The sequence below is a fragment of the Anabaena sp. FACHB-595 genome (genome assembly GCF_048568275.1).
Classification (GTDB): Bacteria; Cyanobacteriota; Cyanobacteriia; order Cyanobacteriales; family Nostocaceae; genus Trichormus.
Genome location: NZ_CP183473.1, coordinates 4,200,428 through 4,224,884 on the forward strand (window position 1 = coordinate 4,200,428; position 24,457 = coordinate 4,224,884).

Annotated in this window: 19 protein-coding genes and 1 tRNA gene; 12 read left to right on the forward strand and 8 right to left on the reverse strand. The window is 39.1% G+C overall.

Annotated features, from left to right (window positions below; genetic code table 11):
• Nucleotide 1: 1 nt before the first annotated feature.
• Together ACN222_RS17440 and ACN222_RS17445 are read right to left on the reverse strand one after the other, a co-directional pair.
• Nucleotides 2-877 carry an esterase/lipase family protein gene (locus tag ACN222_RS17440; protein ID WP_010997638.1) on the reverse strand — a complete coding sequence of 292 codons (876 nt, stop codon included), beginning with the start codon at nucleotides 875-877 and terminating at the stop codon, nucleotides 2-4.
• A gap of 185 nt (nucleotides 878-1,062) precedes the next feature.
• Entirely contained in the window at nucleotides 1,063-1,362 is a 300-nt protein-coding gene (locus ACN222_RS17445; RefSeq protein WP_010997639.1) for a carbohydrate-binding protein, read from the reverse strand.
• Nucleotides 1,363-1,535: 173 nt separating this feature from the next.
• Between ACN222_RS17445 and ACN222_RS17450 the strand changes: the two genes are divergently transcribed.
• From ACN222_RS17450 to ACN222_RS17490, 9 genes are all read left to right on the forward strand, one after another.
• Nucleotides 1,536-2,816, forward strand: a complete 1,281-nt coding sequence (locus tag ACN222_RS17450) for a hypothetical protein (protein ID WP_010997640.1) — start codon at nucleotides 1,536-1,538, stop codon at nucleotides 2,814-2,816.
• A complete protein-coding gene (locus tag ACN222_RS17455; RefSeq protein ID WP_010997641.1) occupies nucleotides 2,813-3,853 on the forward strand; it encodes an AAA family ATPase in 1,041 nt (346 codons plus the stop codon). Before ACN222_RS17450 ends, ACN222_RS17455 begins: the two co-directional genes overlap by 4 nt.
• A 38-nt stretch (nucleotides 3,854-3,891) precedes the next feature.
• On the forward strand, nucleotides 3,892-5,112 hold the full coding sequence (locus ACN222_RS17460; RefSeq protein ID WP_044521788.1) for a hypothetical protein: 1,221 nt from the start codon (nucleotides 3,892-3,894) through the stop codon (nucleotides 5,110-5,112).
• Entirely contained in the window at nucleotides 5,091-5,678 is a 588-nt protein-coding gene (locus ACN222_RS17465; protein WP_126987290.1) for a hypothetical protein, read from the forward strand. The genes ACN222_RS17460 and ACN222_RS17465 overlap by 22 nt, the downstream gene beginning before the upstream one ends.
• Nucleotides 5,612-6,682: a formylglycine-generating enzyme family protein gene (locus tag ACN222_RS17470; RefSeq protein WP_126987293.1), complete on the forward strand. Its 1,071-nt coding sequence runs from the start codon at nucleotides 5,612-5,614 to the stop codon at nucleotides 6,680-6,682. The genes ACN222_RS17465 and ACN222_RS17470 overlap by 67 nt, the downstream gene beginning before the upstream one ends.
• A 98-nt stretch (nucleotides 6,683-6,780) precedes the next feature.
• Nucleotides 6,781-7,620: a formylglycine-generating enzyme family protein gene (locus tag ACN222_RS17475; protein ID WP_010997645.1), complete on the forward strand. Its 840-nt coding sequence runs from the start codon at nucleotides 6,781-6,783 to the stop codon at nucleotides 7,618-7,620.
• A gap of 209 nt (nucleotides 7,621-7,829) precedes the next feature.
• Entirely contained in the window at nucleotides 7,830-8,174 is a 345-nt protein-coding gene (gene avd, locus ACN222_RS17480; protein WP_010997646.1) for a diversity-generating retroelement protein Avd, read from the forward strand.
• Nucleotides 8,175-8,191: 17 nt separating this feature from the next.
• Complete coding sequence (locus ACN222_RS17485) at nucleotides 8,192-9,250, forward strand: RNA-directed DNA polymerase (RefSeq protein ID WP_096637167.1); 1,059 nt, start codon at nucleotides 8,192-8,194, stop codon at nucleotides 9,248-9,250.
• 453 nt (nucleotides 9,251-9,703) lie between these two features.
• Nucleotides 9,704-9,907, forward strand: a complete 204-nt coding sequence (locus ACN222_RS17490; RefSeq protein WP_010997648.1) for a hypothetical protein — start codon at nucleotides 9,704-9,706, stop codon at nucleotides 9,905-9,907.
• Nucleotides 9,908-10,156: 249 nt separating this feature from the next.
• Here ACN222_RS17490 and ACN222_RS17495 read toward each other — a convergent pair whose 3' ends face one another.
• The 6 genes from ACN222_RS17495 to ACN222_RS17520 all read right to left on the reverse strand — a co-directional run bounded on the left by ACN222_RS17495 (nucleotide 10,157) and on the right by ACN222_RS17520 (nucleotide 16,989).
• Complete coding sequence (locus ACN222_RS17495) at nucleotides 10,157-10,744, reverse strand: hypothetical protein (RefSeq protein WP_010997649.1); 588 nt, start codon at nucleotides 10,742-10,744, stop codon at nucleotides 10,157-10,159.
• 148 nt (nucleotides 10,745-10,892) lie between these two features.
• Nucleotides 10,893-13,970 (reverse strand): DUF3987 domain-containing protein, encoded by a 3,078-nt coding sequence (locus ACN222_RS17500; RefSeq protein WP_010997650.1) that lies wholly within the window; start codon nucleotides 13,968-13,970, stop codon nucleotides 10,893-10,895.
• A 328-nt stretch (nucleotides 13,971-14,298) separates the two neighbouring features.
• Nucleotides 14,299-14,565 carry an excisionase family protein gene (locus ACN222_RS17505; protein ID WP_010997651.1) on the reverse strand — a complete coding sequence of 89 codons (267 nt, stop codon included), beginning with the start codon at nucleotides 14,563-14,565 and terminating at the stop codon, nucleotides 14,299-14,301.
• Nucleotides 14,566-14,615: 50 nt separating this feature from the next.
• The gene (locus ACN222_RS17510; RefSeq protein ID WP_010997652.1) at nucleotides 14,616-15,350 is read right to left on the reverse strand and encodes a hypothetical protein; all 735 of its coding nucleotides are present in this window, start codon (nucleotides 15,348-15,350) and stop codon (nucleotides 14,616-14,618) included.
• A 202-nt stretch (nucleotides 15,351-15,552) separates the two neighbouring features.
• Nucleotides 15,553-16,740: an Arm DNA-binding domain-containing protein gene (locus ACN222_RS17515; RefSeq protein WP_010997653.1), complete on the reverse strand. Its 1,188-nt coding sequence runs from the start codon at nucleotides 16,738-16,740 to the stop codon at nucleotides 15,553-15,555.
• A gap of 178 nt (nucleotides 16,741-16,918) precedes the next feature.
• Nucleotides 16,919-16,989: transfer RNA gene (locus ACN222_RS17520), tRNA-Gly, on the reverse strand.
• A 537-nt stretch (nucleotides 16,990-17,526) separates the two neighbouring features.
• Here ACN222_RS17520 and ACN222_RS17525 point away from each other — a divergent pair.
• The 3 genes from ACN222_RS17525 (at nucleotide 17,527) to ACN222_RS17535 (ending at nucleotide 24,450) form a co-directional block, all read left to right on the forward strand.
• Nucleotides 17,527-18,450, forward strand: coding sequence for a GGDEF domain-containing protein (locus ACN222_RS17525; protein WP_010997654.1), 924 nt, complete (start codon nucleotides 17,527-17,529; stop codon nucleotides 18,448-18,450).
• A gap of 582 nt (nucleotides 18,451-19,032) precedes the next feature.
• A complete protein-coding gene (locus ACN222_RS17530) occupies nucleotides 19,033-22,932 on the forward strand; it encodes a DUF2157 domain-containing protein (RefSeq protein ID WP_010997655.1) in 3,900 nt (1,299 codons plus the stop codon).
• 579 nt (nucleotides 22,933-23,511) lie between these two features.
• The gene (locus ACN222_RS17535) at nucleotides 23,512-24,450 is read left to right on the forward strand and encodes a decaprenyl-phosphate phosphoribosyltransferase (RefSeq protein ID WP_044523171.1); all 939 of its coding nucleotides are present in this window, start codon (nucleotides 23,512-23,514) and stop codon (nucleotides 24,448-24,450) included.
• The last annotated feature ends 7 nt before the right edge of the window (nucleotides 24,451-24,457 follow it).

The window sequence follows — 24,457 nt, forward strand, 5'->3', positions numbered from 1 at the left end:
ATCATCTGATTATTCTTTTGAGAAGTTCATTTAAATCAATCTTACGTTCATCAAGAATCCGATAAGCAATCGATTTCAAATACCCCACAAAAGAATCATCGAATTTTAGAAAACCAAATTCCTCTAGCAAAAATTCCTTGATAAATTGAACTAGTAAACGGTGTTGTACAGCGTATTTATCCTTCGGTTTACTGATTGTAATGTGATCTGAACCTGGAACTTTGAACGCTCGACCAAAATATCTTGCACCAGAGAAAGGTTCAACAATCTGCTTCTTGAGAATTCCTTTTCCATATAGCGGCAAATCTTCAATTAGCTCTTTCCCTTTAATTCTTAAGTTCTTGTTGTTTATGAGATTGAGAAAATCCTTATCTAAATCATTGAGCCACACATTACTTTGAGAAAATCTCAGTGCGCTAGCTTGAGTATGACCCATAATACTTGATAAAAGTCCTAGCATATTTGCATATTTAGAACCCAAAGATGGTGATGCTACTAAAAACAAACCAATCTTGTTCAGACCTCTTTCAACTAGCAGTGAATATTGGTTGACGAGAAACCGCCTTGTTACAATCCCTCCCATGCTATGACAAACAAATATAACTGCTGCACTATTAATTAAACCATCCAGTAGGAAGTATTCTCTGAGAGAATCAACAACATCACTTAAGCTATAAGAACCCGTATTCAAACCAGTACGATAGGAAAATATATAAATCCCAATCTCTGCCAATTCATCTTCAATTAGAAGTAATATGAACCAGTACAGTCCATTTTCATTTCTCCAACAATCATCACTAGAATTTAGTCCATGAATAAATATTATAACTACGCCTTTTTCTTTACTTGGCTTTCTTAGCCATTTTCCTTGAGTCATAAGTTTGCGACCTTTGCAGTATGAGCGATGAAAAATAGAACTTTCCCAATTAAGGAGAGAACAAAAATAAACATATTTGTGTGTGCAAAACGAAACCTTTGGTTTTGCTGAGACTTACAAAATTTTGGGGCAATTTATTAAATGCAGGAGATAAGTACCTCCTGCACGGGTTGATAAAGCTAAAATTAGCCGATAGCTCTCCACAATGATGGAGCTGCCGTTGGATTCCAGTCAGGGGCAAAGCTCGTATGTGAAGTTATGCACTGAAATCGGCTACCTTGGAAAATTACTACATCTCCGCTCATGTATTCTACGTTCATCGCCCAGTGAGGGTGAGGCGTTGAAGATGACGGAAGAGTATCACTATTGGTTGTCTCATTGGGACGCTGAGTGAATGGAGATTTAGCTGCGGATTTAACTGCAACCTTAGCTAAAGTCTTAGCTAAAGCCTTAGCACCCACTTTTAAAAATATTGGCAAGCCCATTTGTTGAGTCCTGTGTTTATTGTTGACAAAACGACTATAAAATTTGGGGTATACCCAAAAGCAAATGTGCCAAAATAAGCGGGAAAAACAGCTTATAATCAAGATTTAACAAGTTTGGGGTGGTATTCTAAATTGGGACAGCCCCAAACTTTCTGCTTAATTTTTGCGATGTAATGCCTAGAAGAACTCACGGTGATCAAGTTAAAGAGCGGGTCAAGCGTCTGTTAGAGGCGTTACTTTGTGTTGTCGATGGGGAATTTGAGGACGGTATTTCTGGTATTAAGCACAATGATTGGAAGGAGGAAAGCAGCACTAACCCCAAGCTAATTGTCGAAACCACCCTGAGACATTTAGAGTACTTGACAGATAAAGACAAATACCCAGGTAAGCTAACAAATCCACAAATCCGAGAAGCCCTTCACCTTCTTGATAAAAAGAGAAATGATTCTCTATTAAAAATTCTGGAAGACCACCGTACCACAAAAAGAGGTTCTGCTAATTGGCACTTTACGTTGAAGCTATGGTCAAAAGATAAAAAAATAAATTTGGAGAAGTTTGAACAAGAGTGGGAAAGCAAAAGACCGGAAAAATCAAAAAAACCAGAAGATTTTAAACCAGTATCGAACCCAGATCCAAGTTCACATATAAACAACTCCACTGAATTAGAAAAAAAAGAGAAAGCACGAAAATTCCTACGCTCATTTGATTGTGCAATACAGGAGAGCTATTTAAAACCAAAGATTGTTAAAGATAAATGCGGATTTTTCCCTACTCAGGTAGATAAAAGCGTTGAATTGTGGTTTAGATGGCGCTTAACAAAATGTATGGGAGATTTTGATAAAATCAAAAAAATTCAGATTGATATTGACTATAGTATAGTAAAAAATTTTAAGTTTTTTTGGCAAAAAATTGGTGAATATGTAGACAAAAAAGGCGATTTTGACAGTGATGCGGCAATTAATGAATTAATTAATGAATTAATTCAGCTTTGTGAAAAACAGCCTGTAATGATTGTTATTAAAAATGCTAAACAATTATCTCGTAATAGGCAAAAAGAGATGTTTGAGTTCTGTGAGATATTACTAAAATCGTTTAAAGGAAATATTGATAAGCATAGATCATATTTGGTTATCTTCCTAATAGAACGAAAAAATACTGATCAAGATACGAGTCAAGAATACTCTACTCAAATTGATATTGATAATGACTTTCTTCAACAAGAAATGATTGAGATAGAATTCATAAAATTTTTACAACAAGACATAGAAAATTGGTTAGATGAGAATCAAAGTAATCTTAAAGAAGAAAATTTTGATGCAGACATAAAACCCGAAATGATAAATTATTTATTGAAACAGGAATCTGACATATTACTAGATGAAATTTGTAAGAATGTATTTAAGTTAAATAATGGTATTGCAGATGTTGAAGACTATTGGAGGAAATTCGCATGATGAGTGACAATAAAAAACCAGATTATGAATATACAGCAGAAGAAAAGTACCAAACTGAAGATGGTACTGAAGACCCTTGGAAGCAAATTTATTGTCCTTACCCTTACCTACCTAGCGATGAATTAAAAGAAGCTGTTAATTTAGCGATCGCACTCGAACGACCATTACTATTGGAAGGAGAACCAGGTTGTGGTAAAACTCGGTTAGCTGGAGCGGTTGCCTATGAATTTACCAAAAAAAACGCAGAATATCTGTCAACCCAGGAAAAATTCTGGGCTTATTATATCTGGAATATTAAATCTACAATCCGCGCTCGTGATGGGCTTTATAGATACGATGCTGTTGCTCGATTGCGGGATGCTCAGTTGATGGGAACAGATCCAGACAAATTGCAAGATTTTTTAGGCGGCGAAGAAACTGAAGAATTAAAGCAAAGGTTAAAGGATAAAAAAAATTATAGAGAATTTGGAGCATTAGGTAAAGCTTTACAAAAACATGATTATCGGCCGATTTTATTAATTGATGAAATCGATAAAGCAGATAGTGATTTTGCAAATGATTTACTACTGGAGTTAGAAGAATTACGCTTTGAAATTCCTGAAACTGGAGAGTCATTCCCTACACCTGAAAACAAACCGATTATTTTTATTACGAGTAATCGAGAAAAACCTTTACCAGAACCTTTTTTGCGTCGCTGTATTTACTTTTATGTTGAATTTCCTGATGATAAGTTACTCAGAAATATAATAGATAAGCGATTTGGTACGCTCACAGGCAGGAACAAACAAAAAATAAAAGATAAAGCCATAGAGATTTTTTATAACATTCGCGATTTGTTGGAAAAGCATCCAGGAAGTAAGCCACCAGGAACTAGCGAATTTATAGATTTTTTTAACGCTATTTTACAAAGAAAGAATCCCTTGGATGACTTAGATAACTTATTTAATAGAACGTCATTACTGGGCATACTTATTAAAACAAAGCCAGACCAATTTTTAGTATCAAATTACTTAAAAGAGGAAAATCAGTACAAGTAAAATAAATCCCCCTTGTGAAGCTTATTATTAATTGCTTTATGAATAATTCTGTAGATGCTTCAATTTTGTTCAATGATTCTTCACCGCAGTTATTAGCAACAGGAATTACTCAAACTCTAGAAGAGTATGAATCTTTATTATTAGACTTATTTCAAGAATTGCGACAAGCTGGAATGGCTTTAACCCCGGAACAATATGAGTTATTACAAATTGCAGTTGAAAAAGGGTATGGTTTAGCCGGATGGGAAGATTTAAAACGGTTGTGTCGGTTACTGTGGGTTAAACCCTGCGCTAATTATGATATTAATATTTTTAATCGCGTCTTTAATAGTTATCTCCAGCAGCATCGTGCCAAAACACTTATAAACCCTGAACCAGAAACGCTAGCAGAATCACCAGAAAAAACTTCTAATTCTCCTGACAGCACACCTTCTGTTGTAGAACCATTATCAAATCTTCCCCAAATCCCCCCCAGGAATTTTGAAAAACCACTATCTCTGCAACCGGATAAAGTAGAAACTCCAAGCGCGATCAAGGGTTCATCAACCCCCCCAAAACTTAAATTTGAGCAGTCAAATTTTGTCCTCAATCCCCAGGATTTTCCCATCAATTTACAAGATGTTCAAAGAATTTGGCGTTTACTAAAAAAACCAGTGCGGCTTGGCTGGGAAGATGAATTGGACATTGAAGCCACCGTTGAGCGAATTGAACGGGAAGGTTTTTTAACAGATGTGGAGATGCGTCCCAGAATGACTCGACAAGCCGAATTGTTGTTGTTAATTGATGATAATTCGGCAATGATCCCATTTTTTCTAGCATTTGAACCTTGGATGCAAGCAATTAAAGAAGCTCGAATCACTCCCGCTCGGATATATCGGTTTACCAGCTATCCCGACGAATATCTTTATGAGTGGGAACGTCCAACTCTTGCTCATCCTCTGATTAATATCTTGCCAAAACTGCATCGCCACCGCACAATCGCCCTAATTTTCAGCGATGCTGGAGCCGCAACAATTACCTACAACCAAGACCGAATTGACGGAATATCAAAGTTTTTAATTGCCTTATCTCCCTGTGTTCGTCAGTTTATTTGGCTGAATCCCTTACCGCATCAACGATGGGAATATACCTCAGCTTGGGGAATTAATGCGACACTTAATGGAAAAATGTTAACCTATGGCCTTGCTAGCTTACAAATAGCAGCCAAAGAAAATCCACAAGGGGATACGATTAAAATATGGCAAATCAATCCCCATTAGGAATAAATTCCCAGGAAAGGGAGAAAATGGATGATTTGACAACTCGCCGCCTTCGGGTTGTTGAACAACGTTATGGAAAAAAGGCACTGGAATTAGCTTATCATGCAGCCTTACCCCTGACACTCACTTCAAGTTTGCTTTATTGTCTGCGAGAAACTTTTGTTCCCGATTGTCCTTGGTATGCAATAGCCGATGTGTTGCTATCAGGGTTATGTGAAACGATAGGCTATGACTTGTATGAAATGGAAGATAACACAAGATATGCCTTAATAGAGAGATTGCGAGAGGATCAAAGGTTTGGGGAACAGCGACTCCATGACTTGTCTAATTTTATGTCCCATTACATTTTAAATCGCTTCAAGCAAGAGACTAATGAATATCGACGCGAGTGGATACCATTATCATACTTGATAGCAGATGGGGAAGGGGTAAATGCTATCAAGGAACAATTGCGAAACTTGCTAGAAGCCTTACCAGAAGATGATGAAGAACGTATCAAATGGAAAGAGTTAGAAAAAAATACGAGGATATCTTCAAAGAGAAAGGCTTTGAGCCGTTGTTATTAAAACCGTCACAAGATGAGCCTGACGAAAAAACTATCTTAGATGATGAGGAAAAGGCAATTGCACAAGCAATCGGAGTTGAGTTAAAACCTTGTCAGTATGATGTCGCAGTTATTAGTCCCAGTTTTAAGTTTGAAACCGTAACAGTAAATGCTCTCGGAAAAGTAATTAACACAGAGCAAAAACAAGCAATTTACTATGTAGAGTTCTTAGGGAAAACACCGGGAGAACCCGCAGAACTAGGAATCGAGATGGTAGCGATTCCGGGGGGAACTTTTAACATGGGTTCGCCAAAAAATGAGCCAAACCGCAGCCACCATGAAAGTCCCCAGCATACCGTAACTGTGCAGCCTTTCTTTATGAGTAAGTATCCTATAACTCAGGCACAGTGGCGATTTGTAGCACAGTTGCCCCAAATAAATCGGGAAATAAGCTCAGAACCATCTCGTTTTAAAGGAGATACTTTACCAGTAGAACAAGTCTCTTGGTACAATGCTGTTGAATTTTGCCATCGCCTTTCTAAATATACAGGTAGACCCTACACTCTACCAACCGAAGCCGAATGGGAATATGCGTGTCGTGCTGGAACAACAACCCCATTCTATTTTGGAAAAACCATTACTGGTGACTTAGCCAATTATGATGCTACAAGCAACTATTTAAATGAACCTAAAGGACAATACAAGGAGCGAACAAACCCAGTAGGACAATTTCCGCCTAACGCCTTTGGTTTATACGATATGCACGGAAATGTATGGGAATGGTGTCTAGACGATTGGCACAATAACTATAAAGGTGCGCCAACAGATGGCAGCGCATGGCTTGACAATAATGATAACCTTTATCAAAAACAAGGAAGTGCTGTGCTGCGGGGCGGCTCCTGGGACGACCTTCCTGAAGGCTGCCGTTCCGCGTCCCGCCTCAGCCTCAATAGGGCGGTGCGCGACCTCATCCTCTACAGTTTTGGTTTTCGTGTTGTCTGCGCGTTCGGGAGGATTCTTCAGTAGCCCTTTATACTTTTGTCCTTTTACCCTTTGTACTTGTTCTTTTTTACTTTTCTGTCGCCTTATGGCGACTCGAATTTTTCACCAAAATATGAAGATTAATGGCACAAACTATAATTGAACATCATCGACGGACAGGGCTGCATTTTGTTGAAGACTTGGGGAATGGAGTTCAACTAGAGATGATGCTGATTAAAGGTGATATTTTTACGATGGGCGCACCAAAAACAGAGGAAGCCAGCAGAGATAGTGAACGACCTCAACATGAAGTGACTATTCAAACTTTTTTTATGGGTAAGTATCAAGTCACTCAAGAGCAGTGGAAAGCAGTAGCAGTACTACCGCAGGTCAACAGAAAACTCAACCCAGACCCATCTAACTTTAAAGGTGCAAATCGACCTGTTGAGCAAGTATCTTGGTATGATGCGGTGGAGTTTTGCGATCGCCTGACTGCCCATACAAAAAGACCCTACCGCCTACCAACTGAAGCAGAATGGGAGTATGCGTGTAGAGCCGGAACAACAACCCCGTTTCATTTTGGCGAAACAATTACATCAGAGTTAGCTAACTATGATGCTACTAAAACTTATGGTGCTGGGGTAAAAGGAACGTATCGACAAGAAACGACAGACGTAGGGAGCTTTGGCGTAGCGAATCATTTTGGGCTATACGATATGCACGGAAACGTATGGGAATGGTGTCTAGACGATTGGCATAGTAGCTATGAAGGTGCGCCGACAGATGGTAGTGCGTGGTTTGATAATAATGATAACCTTTCTCAAAAGCAAGGACAAGCCGTGCTGCGGGGCGGCTCCTGGAGCTCCTCTCCTGTAGTCTGCCGTTCCGCGTCCCGCGGCAACAACGATAGGGCGGGGCGCGTCTACCGCTACTACGCTGTTGGTTTTCGTGTTGTCTGCGCGTTCGGGAGGACTTTTCAGTAGCCCTTTATACTTTAGCTCTTTTCCACTTTGTACTTGTTCTTTTTTACTTTTTCTTAGCGTAACGGAGTGGAGCGTTGAAAATTTTTTTCAAATCAATCCAGGATAGAAACTAAATACATAAAAAATGAAGCCGCGAGTATAAATAGATTAAGACTATTGACCCTGAGCGCAGCCGAACTGTTGATAAAAATATTAAGATTGATTAAAAAATGAAAGAATTATCGGTCATCCAAAAGACCTATGATTGTATTAAATGGTATGTGCCAATTATTGAGAGATTACCCAAAATTCATAAATTTACTTTGGGAGATAGAATTATCAATCAACTGTATGATTTATTAGAGGGATTAATTAAAGCCAAATATGCTAAAAATAAACTACCTCAACTAGAATCTCTCAATAGCCAACTAGATATTTTACGCTATCAAACAAGAATGCTATTTGATTTTGATAAGATGTCAATTGAGCGATACGAATATGTTATCAAGCTAATAGATGAAATTGGTACGGAATTAGGGGGTTGGATTAAAAATCAAAGAAACAGAGAAAAATGATATTTAAATAAAAGATAATGAAACGTTACGGTAATCTTTACCAGGAAATCATTAATTTTGAAAATATACTTATAGCATCGCGTCAAGCACAAAAAAGCAAGCGGTTTCGGGACAATGTTTTAGATTTTAATTATCATCTAGAAACTGAATTAATTAAATTACAGAAACACTTAACAGATAAAACCTATCAGCCAGGAGCTTACCGAACATTTCGTTTAACCAACCCCAAGAGTCGCTTAATTTCTGCCGCACCCTATCGAGATAGAGTTGTTCACCATGCACTATGCAACATCATTGTGCCAATTTTCGAGAGAACTTTTGTAGCTGATTCTTATGCTAACAGAATTGGTTTTGGAACCCATCGAGCGTTGAAAAAATTTACTCATTCTGCTCGTAACAGCCCCTATGTACTTCAATGTGATATCAGAAAATATTTTCCGAGTATTGACCACATAATTTTAAAAGAATTAATCCGTCGTAAAATCAAATGCCCCGATACATTGTGGTTAATTGACACTATCATCGATAATAGCAACGAACAAGAAACAGTGATTGATTATTTTGCTGGAGATGATTTACTCTCTCCTATAACTCGCAGGAAAGGTTTACCTATTGGAAATTTGACCAGCCAATTTTTTGCGAATATTTATTTAAATGGCTTTGATAAAATTATCAAAGAAGAGCTAAAAATATCCAAATATGTCCGTTATGTTGATGACTTTGCCTTATTTAGTGATGACCGAGAATTATTAGCCGATGCTAGACTAGCAATAGAAGCATATTTAGCTGAATTAAGGCTGAAAATCCACCCAATTAAAAGCCAATTATTTGAAACGAAAATTGGTGCAACTTTTCTGGGCTTCAGGATATTTTCTCACAAAATTCGGGTCAGAAATAGTAATTTACATCAAGCAAGGCGCAGACTTAAGCGATTGAAAACAGACTATGCTCAAGGTAAACTTGAACTTAATCAAGTAACTCAATCTATGAGAAGTTGGATTGCTCACCTAGAACATGGTGATACTTGGCGATTACGCAAACAGATATTTACTTCCCTCCATTTTAGGAGAAAGTAGAGAAGGGGTAGGCGAACCCGACTGCGGGGCGGCTCCTGGAACAACAATCCTGAAAACTGCCGTTCCGCGTCCCGCAACAACAACAATAGGGCGGAGCGCGACAACATCAACAACAATATTGGTTTTCGTGTTGTCTGCGCGTTCGGGAGTACTCTTCACCGCGAGAGTCGGCAGGTGGGAATCTGTCGAGAGTGCAACTGAAGAGTCCAGCCTACACCTGTGATGTCGGTGACGATATCCAAATATAAAACCGGGTTGCGTAGCTTGGTAGGCGAAAGCCGAACAGTTGCTCAACCCTACAAACAAAATTCAAAATTCTCTGTCTTGACCATTTCAGGATTTTGGGCAGATCCAGCCAGAACCTAGCTCTGCATCGGATAGGGGTTATGACGAAATATAGCCGATGAGTATCGCAAAATAGCAGAAGAACAACAAAATATAGCTTGGGACACAGTGGAGCAATCAAACACTGGAGAGCCAATTACCAAGCATTACCATGTAATTCTGCACTATGAGCGCATTGCAGAGGAAGAATCAAAGTTTGAGGCAATGCACAATACCATTATGGGAAATACGGTGGTGGAGAATGCCAATATCACCGTGATTGAGATTGATCCAGATATACCAATAGAGCCTTTAACGCGATCAAGGGATTGAGTGGGCTAGTGAAATGAGATTTTCAGGACTTTAGTGCTATTGCGATCGCCAAAAGCTTAAGCTTCTTTACGAGACGCTGCGCGAACGCTTATCGCCTGCGGTGGAGCTTAGACCATCGCCTACTTGATTTCAGCTTACCGTTTTGTCTGCACATAAATCTTTGTGATTTACAGTAGAGAATTTTCTCAATCACAGCACAACCATTGAAGGCACGCAGATCAAACACCCGAAACTGAAATCCTGAATCTGCTATTTAACTAGCTGGACTGTTTTATAACCATACGAACCCATAGAATCCTTATTCTGCCGTTGCTGGTGGAGGGTTGCCAAATGCTCTAATGCTTGGTTCAGACCTCTTGAAATGTGCCGCTCATATCGAGCTAATTTATCTGTATCTTGCGGCAAAGCCAGGGATTTTTTCTCCTCTTCCCTAATCTGTGCCTGCAAACTTTTCAGTTCTGCACCCCCACTTCTATCGCTCCCCAAATCAATGAGTGATTGCAAGGCATCGGGAAATTTAAAATTCATTTCAGCCCTTAAAATAGAGAGATTGGCGATCGCCGCCTCCGCCTGCCAAAGCCGACTTAACTTTAGCCAACCCATTGCCACTTGCTGCACCAGCAGTTTTTCCGTAGCAGTTGTTGGTTGATATTCGTCAATTAAGGACTGTACAAAGCCTGGAAATACCTCTAAATCTTCACCCATTACTAACGGTGGATTAACCGACAGTAACCCATGTCGTGTAGAGTTTCCAGAAGCAATAGATTTGCCCTTTTGTGTAACTGGGCCACGAGATTTTTTTCCATTGGCTCGACAAATTTCAGGATTGGCAACCATAAGCTTCTCTTACAAAATTAATAGTATATTCATCGCTTTTATTTCTTCACAAGTGGAAGAACTAATACAATTTGTGTATGTATAAAGTCGCAAGTCAAGTGGCTTGTATTAGTAATTCCCTGTACTAAGACTTTGTGAGTGATCGCGGTCATGCTGGATTAACATCACTAATACTCACTGAACATGAGCGATCGCCCAAGTCAATAAATAATTTTTCACCCATCATTGTAAGCACTTCAGCTTCTGAACCTTGGTAGCTAACTTTATCCCCTTGTTTAAATTTGTAGACCTTTTGAGAAATTACCTCAAAGCTATCGCTGATAGGGATTTCATCTAATTGTGGCTTAGAAATTGTAGATAAGTGTACGTAATTTGTAGACTCTTGAGAAACAAGCTCAAAGCTATTTCTGGCAATACTTTCGGAATAACAATCTTGATTTGTAGACGTTGTAGACGATTCTCCATGTAAATTCTCATCCAAGTTCACAACTGGAGTATCTGTTTGTGGCTCAACCAATGTTTTGACCTTCACATCATGAGAAAAATCGTCTACATCGTCTACAAAATCAGACTGTTTTTTCTGTAATTCAGTTTTCACGATAGTTTCAGGAGAGAAACAATTATCTACAAATCGTCTACAATCATCTACAGAGTTTTGACTATTTTCTTCTGAACTTCTTGTTTTTACAGTGGTTGCGGCTTTTTTATCAGTAGCCAACAAATCGTCTACAACTTTATTGGTTCTAAACTCTAATCGTTTACCAGTTCCTCTTAATTCTCCGTAACCCATATCTACTGCCTTAGTCATCAGTTCTCTAACCTCGGCTGATTTCATCCGGCCTTTAGCGTTTTGCCTGAGGCTGACATCTCTTGCAGTGAGCCATCCTTCCTCACCCAGTAATTGGCGTTTTATAGAAAGCTTAATCATGGCTAAAATTGCAGACTGTGTTGATTCCCCAGCTATTTGTAGATGCACTGTCTGAATCTGTGTTAATAGATGCTCAACGATGCCCGCAGCCTGTTGTACTCGAATTAAGGGAATGATTGCTGGTGGAGTTTCACAAAAAGAATCTGATAGTTCATGGATGAGATGGAGATTTAAGGATACTCGTCCCAACAACCCTGTACACTTTTTCAAGAACTCTTTCAACGCACCGTTTGGAAGCCGTCCGGCTTCAAGTTGCCATTTATTGTCCACACTACGGAAATATTCGTAAACCTCATCTGTAATATGGTACGTCTGAGGCGCACAGTTAAGTGTTGCCCTGTACAGTCCTTGAAGCAGTCCAGTTAAGTCAATAACCGGTGCGCTCTCATCTGGTAGTAGACGTATATCTTCATTCAGTATTGAAAAAGTAAATCTGGGTAGTAATCCATCACTTGCGCCAATCTGAAAATATTGATGAAGTATGGAGGGTTGTAATCCACCAAGCCAAGCTGTGTTAGTTGCCCCAACACAAATGTTCTTTGACACTTTAGCTTCACTGAATCCATCACCATCATACAAACTGAGAAATTCTTGACGGTCATTACCTTGACCACGCTTGTATTGATTGAATCCACCAAACAAACCTGATAATTCATCAACAACATTCAGTATTGAGTATTCTGGTGCTTTTGCAATGTAATCTTTCAATCCTTCCAATGTGGAGCCAGTTAAATACATTTTGTTTACTGGCTTTGGTGCTTCTGGTTGTGGAGTGGATTTATCAGATTTTTCCCATGCAGCTAAATCTCTGTTGTATTCTTCTGATTCTTCTTTAAATCGTTTAACTTCTTCCTCTCTTAGAGCATTTAGGGGCTTTTTAACCAAAGCTCTAAAGATGATTGACTTACCAGTTCCAGACTCACCAACTAAAGCATGGTTAATAGCTGGATTTTGATAAAATCCATTGTGCCTATTTCCGATCAGAACCTGTGTACCAAGCATATGTGATGAGCTAACTACGCTGATTAAACACATCATTAATGAGGCCTCTGATAGCGATTGGTTGCGCCCAAATAACATTAAGGCTGTCGCTATTGTTCTTGGTAAGAACTGCCTAACATCTAAATTAATCTTGGAACATCTTAATACTGTTTGAATGTCTTCTCTTATCAGTTCATTATCTTCAGACTTACGATGTTCTGCTTCTACATTGCCTAGAAAATTGTCTAATTTTACAGGATAATACTTTTTGTTTGCCTCAGTTTTAAAACGACTTATTTCTGATTTTGAAACCTGAGAATCTAGCAAATTGATGTACTCAGCTTTAATATCGTCGTATGGAATGGTGGCTGTAGTGTGAATAAGAACTTTTGATGGTTGGGCGATCGCCTGTTGGTGTTTCTCTGGGATGATATGACCTTTTGATCTAGCGATGTCTAAAGTGACTCTAAAAATTTCTTTGGTGTCACAGTTTTTATGGCAATGAAACTGTCCTGTATGCTCATTGATGTGTAGGCTATCGCTACTATTTCCCCCATGAACAGGACACTTACAAGTTATCCAGTTCTTACGCCCTCCAGGTTTATAACCTTCTAGATATTGAGACAGCTTCCGCATATCAGCCCAATCATCAGCAACAAGTGGATTGCCTTGTAATTTTGCCTCATGGTATGGGATTAGTTCTCTCAAACTTTTGTAGGTGTATCGTTTTCCAGTATTAAGGATGATTTGAGTTTGTCCATTAACGACGTTCTCTGACGCGAAATGCCAACACCCGGCCAGTCTCATCACCCTTGATGGATTTTTGAGCGAGCGATCTGCATCTGCGTACTCTAGTAAGTCAGCTTGCAGACTTTTCCACTGCTGAGGATCGATGAACTGCTCAAAAGTCCAATAACTATGTATAGACCTACCGCCAGTGTCTATCTGCAAACTTGGTTCTGGCAATTGGAGCGATCGCCATAATTCTCTCTGTACTTCTTTATCTAAATCGTCATGTTCAATAAAAAGTGCGCGACAGTTAGTGATATCTTGATCTCTATGTCCAGGGCCATTCACAACCAAGTAAACCCCTCTACCCTCTGATTGAAATTGCCTAACAATTTCGACTAGTTCATCTAAATTATTAGTTTCTGCCTTTCTCCCCTTATCATTGGTTTTTCGTGGATCGTTGCTAGGATAAAAAGCGCGGAGACAGACTGCATCATTTTGATTAAATCCAAGAGCTTTAAGTTGTTGACAGATTTGAGCTACGTCAATTGTAGGAGCATTTGCTCCTTTGCCTGTTTGTGCATACATGGCGATTTGTTATCCTTTATGCTAATAAATATTTAGAAATGCTTTGATGAACTGTTTGAGTACAATGACTTAGAAGTTTTGTCATCGGCTTCATACTCAATATCTTTGTTTTTATCCCGTTCTAAAAACTTATGTTGTCTTGTTTCAGAGCAACTAATAGCGGGAAATTCATTTTTGCACAGTCACTTAATTCTTTAATTGCGCTCTCTTAAGAGTTTGTCTTTTCTGGGGTAAAAATCATGAGTTTAGTTCACCCCTTTATGCACGAATAATCTTATATATTTGCTCTGAGGAGCGGTTGAATCTTGTTTTTGATAATTCTCGTGTATCAATTGACCTTCCTTCCTCTTTTCTGTGGTTGATTAGATGGAAGGGACTGAAGATAAATATCTATCGCTCTTTGATGCGCCTGTGGATTATCTCTATTAGCAATCCAATCGAGTATTAAAGTAATGTTGTAAAGCGTAGTTCTGGAATTTATTTTTTGCCAATGGATTCCTTCTTCCCAAATCCCTTTGAGCCGATATCGCTTAAATGTTTCAGATGATAAACCTATTTGTTCTGATAGCTGTCTTTTGCTAACAAAATAGTTCATATCGGAGTTATTGTTAACGAACTAATCCAATATGAACCATTTTTACCAATCTAGCGCGAAAGCGACTTTTCTTTTGTAACCCTTACCAGATAGCCTTTTTGACTGATTGATTCTTTTTTTCTACCTTGTCTTTGCAATTTTCCCTTAAAATAGATTCTGATTCTATCTTTTTTCATAAAAGCGGTAATTTTCTGCCTAGCTACCACAACAGGCATATAAAATCTTTTCCTAAACTCATCATCAACATTTGCTAACTTGATTGCCAAATCCATAATTTTCCATGTATGAGGGCTTTCTTCTCGATCAAAAGGATTTTCGCATCCTTGGAGTTCCCTATTTTGATGTTGTCTAAGAGCTAAATACTTTTTAACTCTCAGTTTCCCGCCTGAGTAAGTAGCAATAAAAACCATAAGGTCTCCCTCTTCTACCAATTCACGCAGCAAATGAGCAGGATGAGTAGCGAAAGAGTTGAGATTGGACATTTTTTCAAGCATTTGATAAACAGATTTCCATAAATCTACCTCTGGCATAATTATCGGCTTTAATATTTTATCTACATTCCATTTAGCAAATTTATTATCAATAATTTGTCGATAAAATTCTCCAACTACAAGCTGACGATACTTTATGATTAATCGTCCTGTATCTGTTTGCATCAAATCTTGGTTTTTTTCCTCAGATGTAAGTTCATTTAAAACACCACGAATAAAAATTTTAGAATGAAAATAAACTGATACAGGAGAAATACCATAAGGCATGGGTAAGAGTAACTTTTTTGTGTACATAACTTTCTCCGTTTTACTAATGTTTGTTAATTAAAACGGCTCTTCAGTTCATTTTATGGAACAGAATAATAAATAAAACCCAAAGATAGCCTGTATTCATTGCTGTGACTGGGTTTTAAGTTTTTGAGCCTTTCTATAAAACTGTGATTTTAATGCTCCACCATAAAACCAACGCAAGAGCCATTAAAACCAGTTATACAGATTAATCAATGGGACGTAAATTCAGCATTTTTAGATAATCTGCATAATGCTTTTCAATCATCTCAACGCTGGTATCGCACCATTTGCCTATGACTGATTCGGAAACGCCTTTAAGAATTTGAATAGTGATGAAGGTATCTCTACAACTATAAGGTGTAGTGTTTGGTTTAATCTGGTCAACAATTCTATTCCAGGCATTATTACAAAAATTGTTGTAGTTGATTACTTTTCCCTTTGGACTAGGAAAAACCAAATCATCTAAATAAGGATTTTCAGGTTTGATAGATATGAGTAAATTTCGTAATCTTTCTGAACAAGGGAATTGCCGTTTTTTGTTGTTTTTAGATCCCTGTACTCTTGTAGGGATACCATTTCCCGATGTTGTCACTGACTCTTCAAAGCGAATATAACCACAGTCCTCTGCTATGTGCTTCCATTGAAGCCCAATTGCTTCTGATGGACGACAACCTGTCAGGAATAAAAATTCTACAAGTGAAGCATAATGACTATAACTGATGCCTGTATAGCCTCTACCGTTCCAATTTCCCCGATGATCTTTAAATGCTTTAATAATTTTTTCTCTTTCTTGTTCTGAAAAAGCATTGGGTTTAGGTTCCAATTGATAACGGTACTTTGGCATCTCGTTAGCCATTCCCACATAAGGGTTAGAGTCAATCAACTTATGTTTTACAGCCCAGTTGCAAGCTGCATTAAGTTGAATCAATGCCCGCTTGGTTTGCCCTACTGTAGTTATCCTCTCCAATTCTGCTTTCACTTTAAGAGCATCCGGCAGTGGTATATTGCCTAAACGTTGGAACAGTTTGGTGAAGCTATTGTGGTATCCCTTAGTTGTTTCCTTGAGGCTTGATGATTTGTAATTGATATAACTTTCCCAAAGTTCTGTTATTTTGGGTGTAAATTTGGGTGTAATGTCAGGTTCAACGGTACTCAGCACTGATTGAGGCTTGTACTTGTCCAGTGTTGGATCAAAATTTCCTGAAGCAATATCCAACTCAATCTGATTCTTTTTTGCTTCTGCTGCTTTACGGCTTATTTTTGTATCGGGTAAACCAAGAGATAAATAGTATCTTTTCCCTCCATAACGAAATCGTAGTTGTAACCGTCCATTGGAATCAATAATAGAGACATTTCCCTTGGGTACTTTCCCTGTAGGTGTTTTGGTGTACATATTACACTGTTTTTCGCTGATTATAGTACATCAGTTCGCTACACCCAATTTACACCCAATTTACCCTAAACAGACCCAATTTTTTGTTCAAGTATGGTACTTAAGTACTATTAAATTAAGTATCTTATAAACACAAAAAACCCTTGTAAGGCTTAACTCACAAGGGTTTTAAGATAAGAGCGGGCGGCGGGAATCGAACCCGCATTAATAGCTTGGAAGGCTATAGTTTTACCACTAAACTACGCCCGCGCTAACAACGCTTCAGTTATTGAAGCCGTAACCCGATACATAAGCTCCGGTTTAAGCAATAGACATGATTTTCTATTGCTTTGTAGGTCTTTATGTATGAACTTCGACAAGTATAGCAGAAAATCTACTAAGAGTGCAAACCACAATAATGAATACAGATTTGCACTGAAGCTCATACCAAAAACATATCTTTAATAACGGCGTTACATAAATGTGGGATGATTTATGTAACGCAGAGAAGCAGGGAGCATAAGGAGTTTGAGGTTTAAATACCTCCACTTTCATCTCATGATTCAGCAATTCCCTTTTAACTGATATCTCACTTAGCATTTTGGATTAAATTTAAACTTCTAGGACTAAAGGCTGAAGCCCATGAAAGGGGAACAAGTTCTGAATCAAGACTCAAGTCTCTATGGTTTCAGATCCAATGTACCCACATTGAAAATATCAATGTCTGTCAAGAGTAATATTTCGGTATTTTTATGTTAAGATTTGACAAAATCTAGATAGTGCGTCGATAACAACAGCCGTCGTGTTGTGTCAAAAATAACTAAAAAGGCTGTTAAAAGAGGGAATATGCGTTTAATTCAAATATTAGAGGCTAAACCTAAATCATTTTCAATTTTATTAAGTATATTTACGGTTGGTCTCATAGGGTTAATTGACTACTGTATTTCTCCTGAAATTTCTGTATCAATCTTATATTTACTTCCCATTGGCATTGCTGCATGGTTCGTCAACCAACATACAGGATTTTTCATAGCAGTAAGCAGTGATATTACTAATCTTTTAGTTAATCAAATTCAAGATCAATACCATTTACATCCGTTAATTCATTTTTGGAATGCACTGGTAATTTTAAGTTTTTTTCTATTTGTTAGTCATCTGCTTTCACAACTTAAAACTACATTAATCAATTTAGAGAAATTAGCACGTACAGATAATCTCACTGGGTTGACCAATCGAGGCTTTTTTTTAGATATAGTCAATAGCGAGATTGAAAAATCTTTGAGGCACAGAGAACCTCTCACACTGGCTTATTTTGATGTTGATAATTTCAAACAAATTAACGATCAGTTTGGACATAGTTTTGGCGATCGCCTGCTGCAAATAATAGCAAAAAGTACTACTAACACTCTACGTAAAATAGATGTAATTGCTAGACTTGGTGGTGATGAATTTGCTATTTTATTACCGCGTACAAGTTATGAATCAGCAGAAGTAGTACTTCACCGATTGCATACAGTTCTTCTAGCTTCTATGAAGAAGGAAAATTTATCGGTAACTTTTAGTATTGGTGCTATTACTTTTAATAATCCGCCAAAATCAGTGGCTGAAATTATCGAAATTGCTGATAATTTAATGTATTTGGCTAAAAAGAAAGGTAAAAATTTATTGCAGCATGAATTGTGTGACTGGAAAGTGGGGAGTGAAGAATGGAAGGTTGTGAATAGTAAGTAAGTTTTGAATTACTATAAATTACGAAAATACCCCGGCTATGTAACCGAGGTGATTAGGAGAAGTCCAAATGTCAATTAAAAATATAAATACTGAGTCTAAATTTGGTTAACTTGCAATATAGAAAAAAACTTTTGTTGTTGTATGTAAAATATTGTAACGGGTTTGTTACGCATTGGTCAACAACAATTGACATTAAAAATTTTATAAGAATTATAATTTATTGTTATAGTTTAGATGACTAAGCAGAAAATTTCTTTAATGGTTCTGAATTAACTTGAGCAATAAGCTATTACGCTTTGAAATTACATAGTCCCTTGTAGGTTTGTTGACTGCTGTTAACCGTCAACAGGTAACACTAAAAGATGTGCAAGTTAAAGCAAGGACAGCTTACTCGGCGTTTAAAAAAGTTACAAATTGATAGTAGGGGACAAAAAATTAGAAGATATTTGTCAATGCGCCACGCCTCGGCATCATTCCCATTGTAAAAAATTAATTAGTCAGCCAGACAAGTGGCACAGCGATCGCATAAATATAGACTAAGCCAATGATGATGTTACGTATATACTGATACGTCTGCGATTTATGTCATCGCCCTCTGATCACCCGTTGAGAATTGAACTTAGGCTCCCGTCTTCTCACCCTGAACTACTGGAAGGGTTAGATATATGGTTGCGTTTGGGTTTGATATCAGACACTCAAGTTAAGCAAATATGTCGAGATTACCTTGTTTGTCGAATAGAGTTACAATCCCAATCTGTCCCGGAACCACAAAGGGTAGTTGCAACTATTAGAACACCAGAAAGGCCATTAGTTGCTCAGTTACAAGAAAAACCCAGAAAACAACCAAAAGAACCGACACAACCCAACATCGCCAGCAGGATGTTGCAGTCGCTAGGAGAGGAATTAAGTGTTCGTTGGTTATTGTTTCTGGGTGTATTCTTAGTTGTAATTTCCTCAGGGGTATTGGCGGCTAGCCAATGGGAGAGATTCCCAGCATCTGGACAGTACGGGGTTTTATTGGCTTATACTTTGAGTTTTTGGGGGTTTAGCTTTTGGGCTGGTAGACAAAATAACCTAAGATTAACAGCGCAGACATTATTGATTGTCACGCTGTTATTAGTACCAGTTAACTTTTGGGCAATGGACAGTTTCGGGTTGTGGCACAATCCTTTAGATTGGGTAACAGTAGCGATCGCCACCCCAATATTAACGGTAGTAACAGTATTGCTGTGGAGAAATCGCACAGTTATCAGCAATTTCCCCAGAGGAAAACTACCGCTAATAAATCTTCTAGGGTTGAGTTATCTGCATTGGGGGTGGAAATTACCAGGATCTCCCTTAATTGCTGTTTATGTGGCGATGATTAGCACAACCATCATCACAATTTATCACAGTCGCCGCCAACCCATTCCCTTGGTTGATGAAGGTGAACAACCCCATAAACCAATCATCAACATATATGCGGCTGTCATTGTCTACGCTTTATTACTCCTGCTATCGCGGGCAATTTTCGTTGCTGGGGTTGAGATTACCCAATTAGGTTTAGCCATTGGTATTTGTGGTTGGTTAACAACTTGGATAGCACAGCAAGAAAGACAAAAACAAACATCCCCCACATCTCCTACATCTCCTACATCCCCCCTCCCCTGGGAAAAACTCGGAGGTATTCTCCTGTTCATCGGTTGGCTAGTAGCAGTAATAGAACAGCCAGCCCAAGCGATCGCCGTTAGTGGCTTGATTTTGTGGGTGGGAGGAGTGCGCCTATACAGATACAGCTGGCAAGGTGATTTAGCCTTGATATTTGTCGTCGGCTTACAGACGATTTGGTTAGGTTGGCGGTTAGTTCCCTCTGGATTTAAGCAATTAGCGATCGCCTTTGGCACCCAACTCACCCAAGCCCAAAATGAACCTTGGGCGTTAATCAGTATTGCTTTATTTCCTTATATAGTTTTCATGGTGGTGCTGACAGAAACCCTGCATCATTACCGCAAGCGTGAAGTTGCCCAGTTTGGCGAATTTTTAACACTGCTACTGGGTACTTGTTTAACAACGATCGCCACCGTTAATCCTACCTTGCGATCGCTCAATTTGTTGTTTTCCACCATCACCTTAGTAGTCATCAGCAAACGTCGTTCTTCTGTACCTGTTCCTTTGGTATATCTAACTCACGTTGGTGGATTATTAACACTTTGTTCAATTATTGATAGACTTTTACCGAACCTAGATTTACATACTTGGGCAAGCATTTTCCTCGTGTTGATGTTGGCAGAGTGGGTGTATAGTCTGGGTACTGGATTATGGCAACGTAGTGGCTGGTATATCGGTCTAGGATTAGCTGTTGTTAGTTTTTGGTTATTGTGGAATAATGCACAGCCTATCTGGGCGGGTGGCGTTGAAAGCCAAGCCCATTGGAATGTGATTTGGTTAGTCACACCCATAGCCCTGACAGCTTTAGCCAGTCGCACAACAGACCATTACCGTACCACCAACAGTCTTTTAAGCATCCTCACAGTGGGTATGGCACAGCTCTTAACCTTACCCTTACCCGGAACCAGATTGATTAGTTTGGCGGTGAGTACAGGTGTGATGTATGCCAATAGCCGTTACTTACCCAGTTTACAAGTTGCAGGGGTTACCATTGGTTTTGGTTTAAGCTTCGTTGGGGCGTTGCTGTGGGAAGGTTTACCACGCCTCACAGTTGCAGGATGGTGTGTTGTGGGTGCGATCGCTACCTTAGGTTTATGGTTAGGACGCACAGTATTACTACGCCGTCACCAAGAATTAGCCAGTATATATGCAGATGCGGCAGATAAATGGGCGATCGCTTTATGTGGCTTAGAACTATTAAATCTCACCCGTCATTCCCTAGTTGTTTATCAGGGGTTTGAAGCTCCTGGGGTTTTATACTTAATTGCTACAACTATCACCTTAGGGGCAATTACTTATCGTCATTGGCGACAACCCACAGACTGGGCATTTTATGGAATTGCTTGGTGTGTAGAGTTATTGATTGCTGAGGTTTTGGGATTTGGTGGACGTTCAATTATTCACGTAGCCATTGCCAATATCGCCTTGGGTTTATTCACCCAATTGTTAGGAGAGTGGTGGCGACGACGTTACCAATTAACTAAACTACCCAATAGTTTCCACATCCTGCCTGTATTTTATGGTTTATTTAGTGTACTACTGCGGTTTAACACCTTTACCGATTGGTCGGGGTTGTGTTCCTTAGGTGTAGCCTTAATTTTCATTGGTGTAGGAAGACGTAGCCAAGACTTCAAACCCCTGCTTTACTTAGGGATTATTGGTGTATCCGTCTCAGCTTATGAGATGTTGTTCTATCAAATGTCACAAGCCTCTGGCGGTGGTTTAGGTGACGGCTTAATTGCGATGGCTGCTTTGGGTACAACTATTATGTCTGCCTACCGCATCCTTACTCCTTGGGTGACAAATTACCTACGTCTTAGCACCCAAGAACTGAAACTCATTGCTCATCTACACTGGGCTTGGAGTAGCGCCTTACTCATGACAGCAATTACCTTACCCATCCAAGTTAATCGCCTTGTGGGGTTGGGGACGGGAGTATTTTTAATTACCTACGCCATCCTACAAGGTAGAACAAAACCAGATGAATCCGTTTCCCGTGTTTTTGATCGCATCACCACCGCAGACTTATGGGTTTATCTCGGCTTTGTATTAATAGCTGGCATGAGAGTATATTGGCGGGAAACTGCCGTAGGACAACTAATCACAGGGGTTTTAGTTCCTTGGAATGGTGCGATCGCCTGCGTATTTGCTTATTTCTTATATATCTTACCGTGGCAAAGTTGGGGATGGTCACAAAAACCTTGGCGACAAGCCGCCTATATTGTGCCACTAGTAATTTTAGGAGAAACCAGACTCTTCGTTCACCCCATTACATTACTCATAGCCGCAGGATTTTACATCTTTTTAGCCAAAGTAGGGGAAAACATCCGTTTTACTTATATTAGTGTGGCGTTGATAGATTGGGCGCTATTTTCCTGGTTTCATCAGTTACGCCTCACCGATAACTTGTGGTATGTCACAGTGATTGGTTTATCACTGCTATATATTGCCCAAGTCGATCCAGAACTGGTACAGCCAGAATCTAAACTAACTCGTCACACCCTCCGAGTCTTAGGTAGCGGCGTAATATGTGGATGGGCAATCTTATTTCACCAAAATGCTCCTCTTCTGCCTGGAAGTTTGGCCTTAGTTGCCATTTTCGCCGGATTAGCTTTAAGAATCAGAGCATTTCTCTATGTTGGTACAGCCACTTTTCTCATCACCAGTATTTACCAGCTAGTAATTTTTAGCTTGCGTTACCCCTTCTTAAAATGGGTTGTAGGTTTATTTGTTGGTATTGCCCTAATTTCCATCGCCGCCAACTTTGAAACCCGCCGCGCTCAACTAAATTCCATCCTCCGCAACACCACCAATCAATTTGACGAATGGGAGTAATCAATTCAAAATTCGTCTTGAAAAATTGAGTCACTGGGTTGGATAGCTTCCCCGGCTTGTAGCAAGTGGCGTTCCTAAGTCGGGAAACCAACCTACAGAACTTTCCGCAAAATTAGCATATTAGGAATGCCAAACAGAATAAGGGTATGTCCGTATGTATGTATCTATCCCATTCTTTTTTTAAATTGGTATAACTATGGACTATTCCAGGGGCAAGTATAGCTGTTGCCAGTAGTGTTAGGACATCAATAGATAATACAACCTAGACACGACTTTTCACCCAGTCCCTAGTCCCCAGCTATATATACTTAATGGTGCGATACAAGCTTCAAAATAAACCCAAAAATAAGTATATTGTTATACGTATTTACTTAGTAGAATATATTGGTTTTATTTAATCTTCAGTAAAATCCATTAAAGATTGAGTAAATTAAATTATTTTTTAAGTAAAAATTATTCAAAAATAGTACTATCTGGGTGGTAAAAAAACTTACGTACTTAATTTAGCCAAATATTTAGTAAAAACATCATAAACTTATGGACACCGGACGCAATTCTTTGCCCGCAGGCTCCTTATGGATGAGTATTTTTCACAATCTGGCATCTCATTTGGCTGCTATGCGTCCAAAACAATGGACAAAAAATCTAGTGGTATTTGCTGCGCCGTTGTTCGCCTTCAGTATCAATTTACAGTCCTTCCTGGGTGGGTTGTTTGCATTTATACTATTTTGTTCTGCCTCCAGTGGTTTTTATCTCATTAACGATATTGCAGATGTCGCCTCTGACCGCCAGCATCCTGTCAAGTGTAAGCGGCCGATTGCGGCTGGGTTGGTGAGTATTCCAATAGCAATTGGGATGGCATTGATTTTACTAGGAGGCGCTTTGAGTATCAGCTGGTGGCGATCGCCACAGTTAGGTGCAGCTATTACAGGGTATGCAGTTTTACAAGTTGCTTATAACCTAAAACTCAAACGCCTAGTGATTTTAGATGTAATTGCGATCGCCACCGGATTTGTCTTACGTGCTTTTGGCGGCGCGGCTGCAACAGACATTGTTTTATCAGCTTGGTTTTTACTTTGTACAGCCATGCTGGCGTTATTTTTGGGCATTGAAAAACGTAAAGCCGAATTGCGTTTGGCAGAAATTCAAGGTACAAAACTCCGTGCTGTACTCAAACGCTACTCCTTACCCCTCTTAGGACGCATGGAAAGCGTAGTCACCACAGGTACAGTCCTCGCTTATGCTCTTTGGAGTTCAGGCCCAGCTTTACGTGGCGCATCAACTCCTTGGATGCTAATAACCTTACCATTCGTACTGTATGGTATTTTCCGCTATCAACTTCTCAGCGACCCCCAAGAAATTGCCCATGAAGGCGAAGATCATCTAGAAAAAGGTGGACGCAGTGAAAGACCAGAAGAAGTCTTGTTAAAAGACAAAGGAATTCTCTTTACTGTGATTGGTTGGATCTGCACTTGTTTTTTAATTCTATGGTTAAAGAATCAGGGAGTGATTCAGTAGTTGACAA

What these genes read in the sequence shown, in the direction of transcription:
- ACN222_RS17440 (WP_010997638.1), bottom strand. Translation starts at nt 877, where the DNA reads ATGACTCAAGGAAAATGGCTAAGAAAGCCAAGTAAAGAAAAAGGCGTA.
- ACN222_RS17445 (WP_010997639.1), bottom strand. Translation starts at nt 1,362, where the DNA reads ATGGGCTTGCCAATATTTTTAAAAGTGGGTGCTAAGGCTTTAGCTAAG.
- ACN222_RS17450 (WP_010997640.1), top strand. Translation starts at nt 1,536, where the DNA reads ATGCCTAGAAGAACTCACGGTGATCAAGTTAAAGAGCGGGTCAAGCGT.
- ACN222_RS17455 (WP_010997641.1), top strand. Translation starts at nt 2,813, where the DNA reads ATGATGAGTGACAATAAAAAACCAGATTATGAATATACAGCAGAAGAA.
- ACN222_RS17460 (WP_044521788.1), top strand. Translation starts at nt 3,892, where the DNA reads ATGAATAATTCTGTAGATGCTTCAATTTTGTTCAATGATTCTTCACCG.
- ACN222_RS17465 (WP_126987290.1), top strand. Translation starts at nt 5,091, where the DNA reads ATGGCAAATCAATCCCCATTAGGAATAAATTCCCAGGAAAGGGAGAAA.
- ACN222_RS17470 (WP_126987293.1), top strand. Translation starts at nt 5,612, where the DNA reads ATGGAAAGAGTTAGAAAAAAATACGAGGATATCTTCAAAGAGAAAGGC.
- ACN222_RS17475 (WP_010997645.1), top strand. Translation starts at nt 6,781, where the DNA reads ATGGCACAAACTATAATTGAACATCATCGACGGACAGGGCTGCATTTT.
- avd (WP_010997646.1), top strand. Translation starts at nt 7,830, where the DNA reads ATGAAAGAATTATCGGTCATCCAAAAGACCTATGATTGTATTAAATGG.
- ACN222_RS17485 (WP_096637167.1), top strand. Translation starts at nt 8,192, where the DNA reads ATGAAACGTTACGGTAATCTTTACCAGGAAATCATTAATTTTGAAAAT.
- ACN222_RS17495 (WP_010997649.1), bottom strand. Translation starts at nt 10,744, where the DNA reads ATGGTTGCCAATCCTGAAATTTGTCGAGCCAATGGAAAAAAATCTCGT.
- ACN222_RS17500 (WP_010997650.1), bottom strand. Translation starts at nt 13,970, where the DNA reads ATGTATGCACAAACAGGCAAAGGAGCAAATGCTCCTACAATTGACGTA.
- ACN222_RS17505 (WP_010997651.1), bottom strand. Translation starts at nt 14,565, where the DNA reads ATGAACTATTTTGTTAGCAAAAGACAGCTATCAGAACAAATAGGTTTA.
- ACN222_RS17510 (WP_010997652.1), bottom strand. Translation starts at nt 15,350, where the DNA reads ATGTACACAAAAAAGTTACTCTTACCCATGCCTTATGGTATTTCTCCT.
- ACN222_RS17515 (WP_010997653.1), bottom strand. Translation starts at nt 16,740, where the DNA reads ATGTACACCAAAACACCTACAGGGAAAGTACCCAAGGGAAATGTCTCT.
- ACN222_RS17530 (WP_010997655.1), top strand. Translation starts at nt 19,033, where the DNA reads ATGTCATCGCCCTCTGATCACCCGTTGAGAATTGAACTTAGGCTCCCG.
- ACN222_RS17535 (WP_044523171.1), top strand. Translation starts at nt 23,512, where the DNA reads ATGAGTATTTTTCACAATCTGGCATCTCATTTGGCTGCTATGCGTCCA.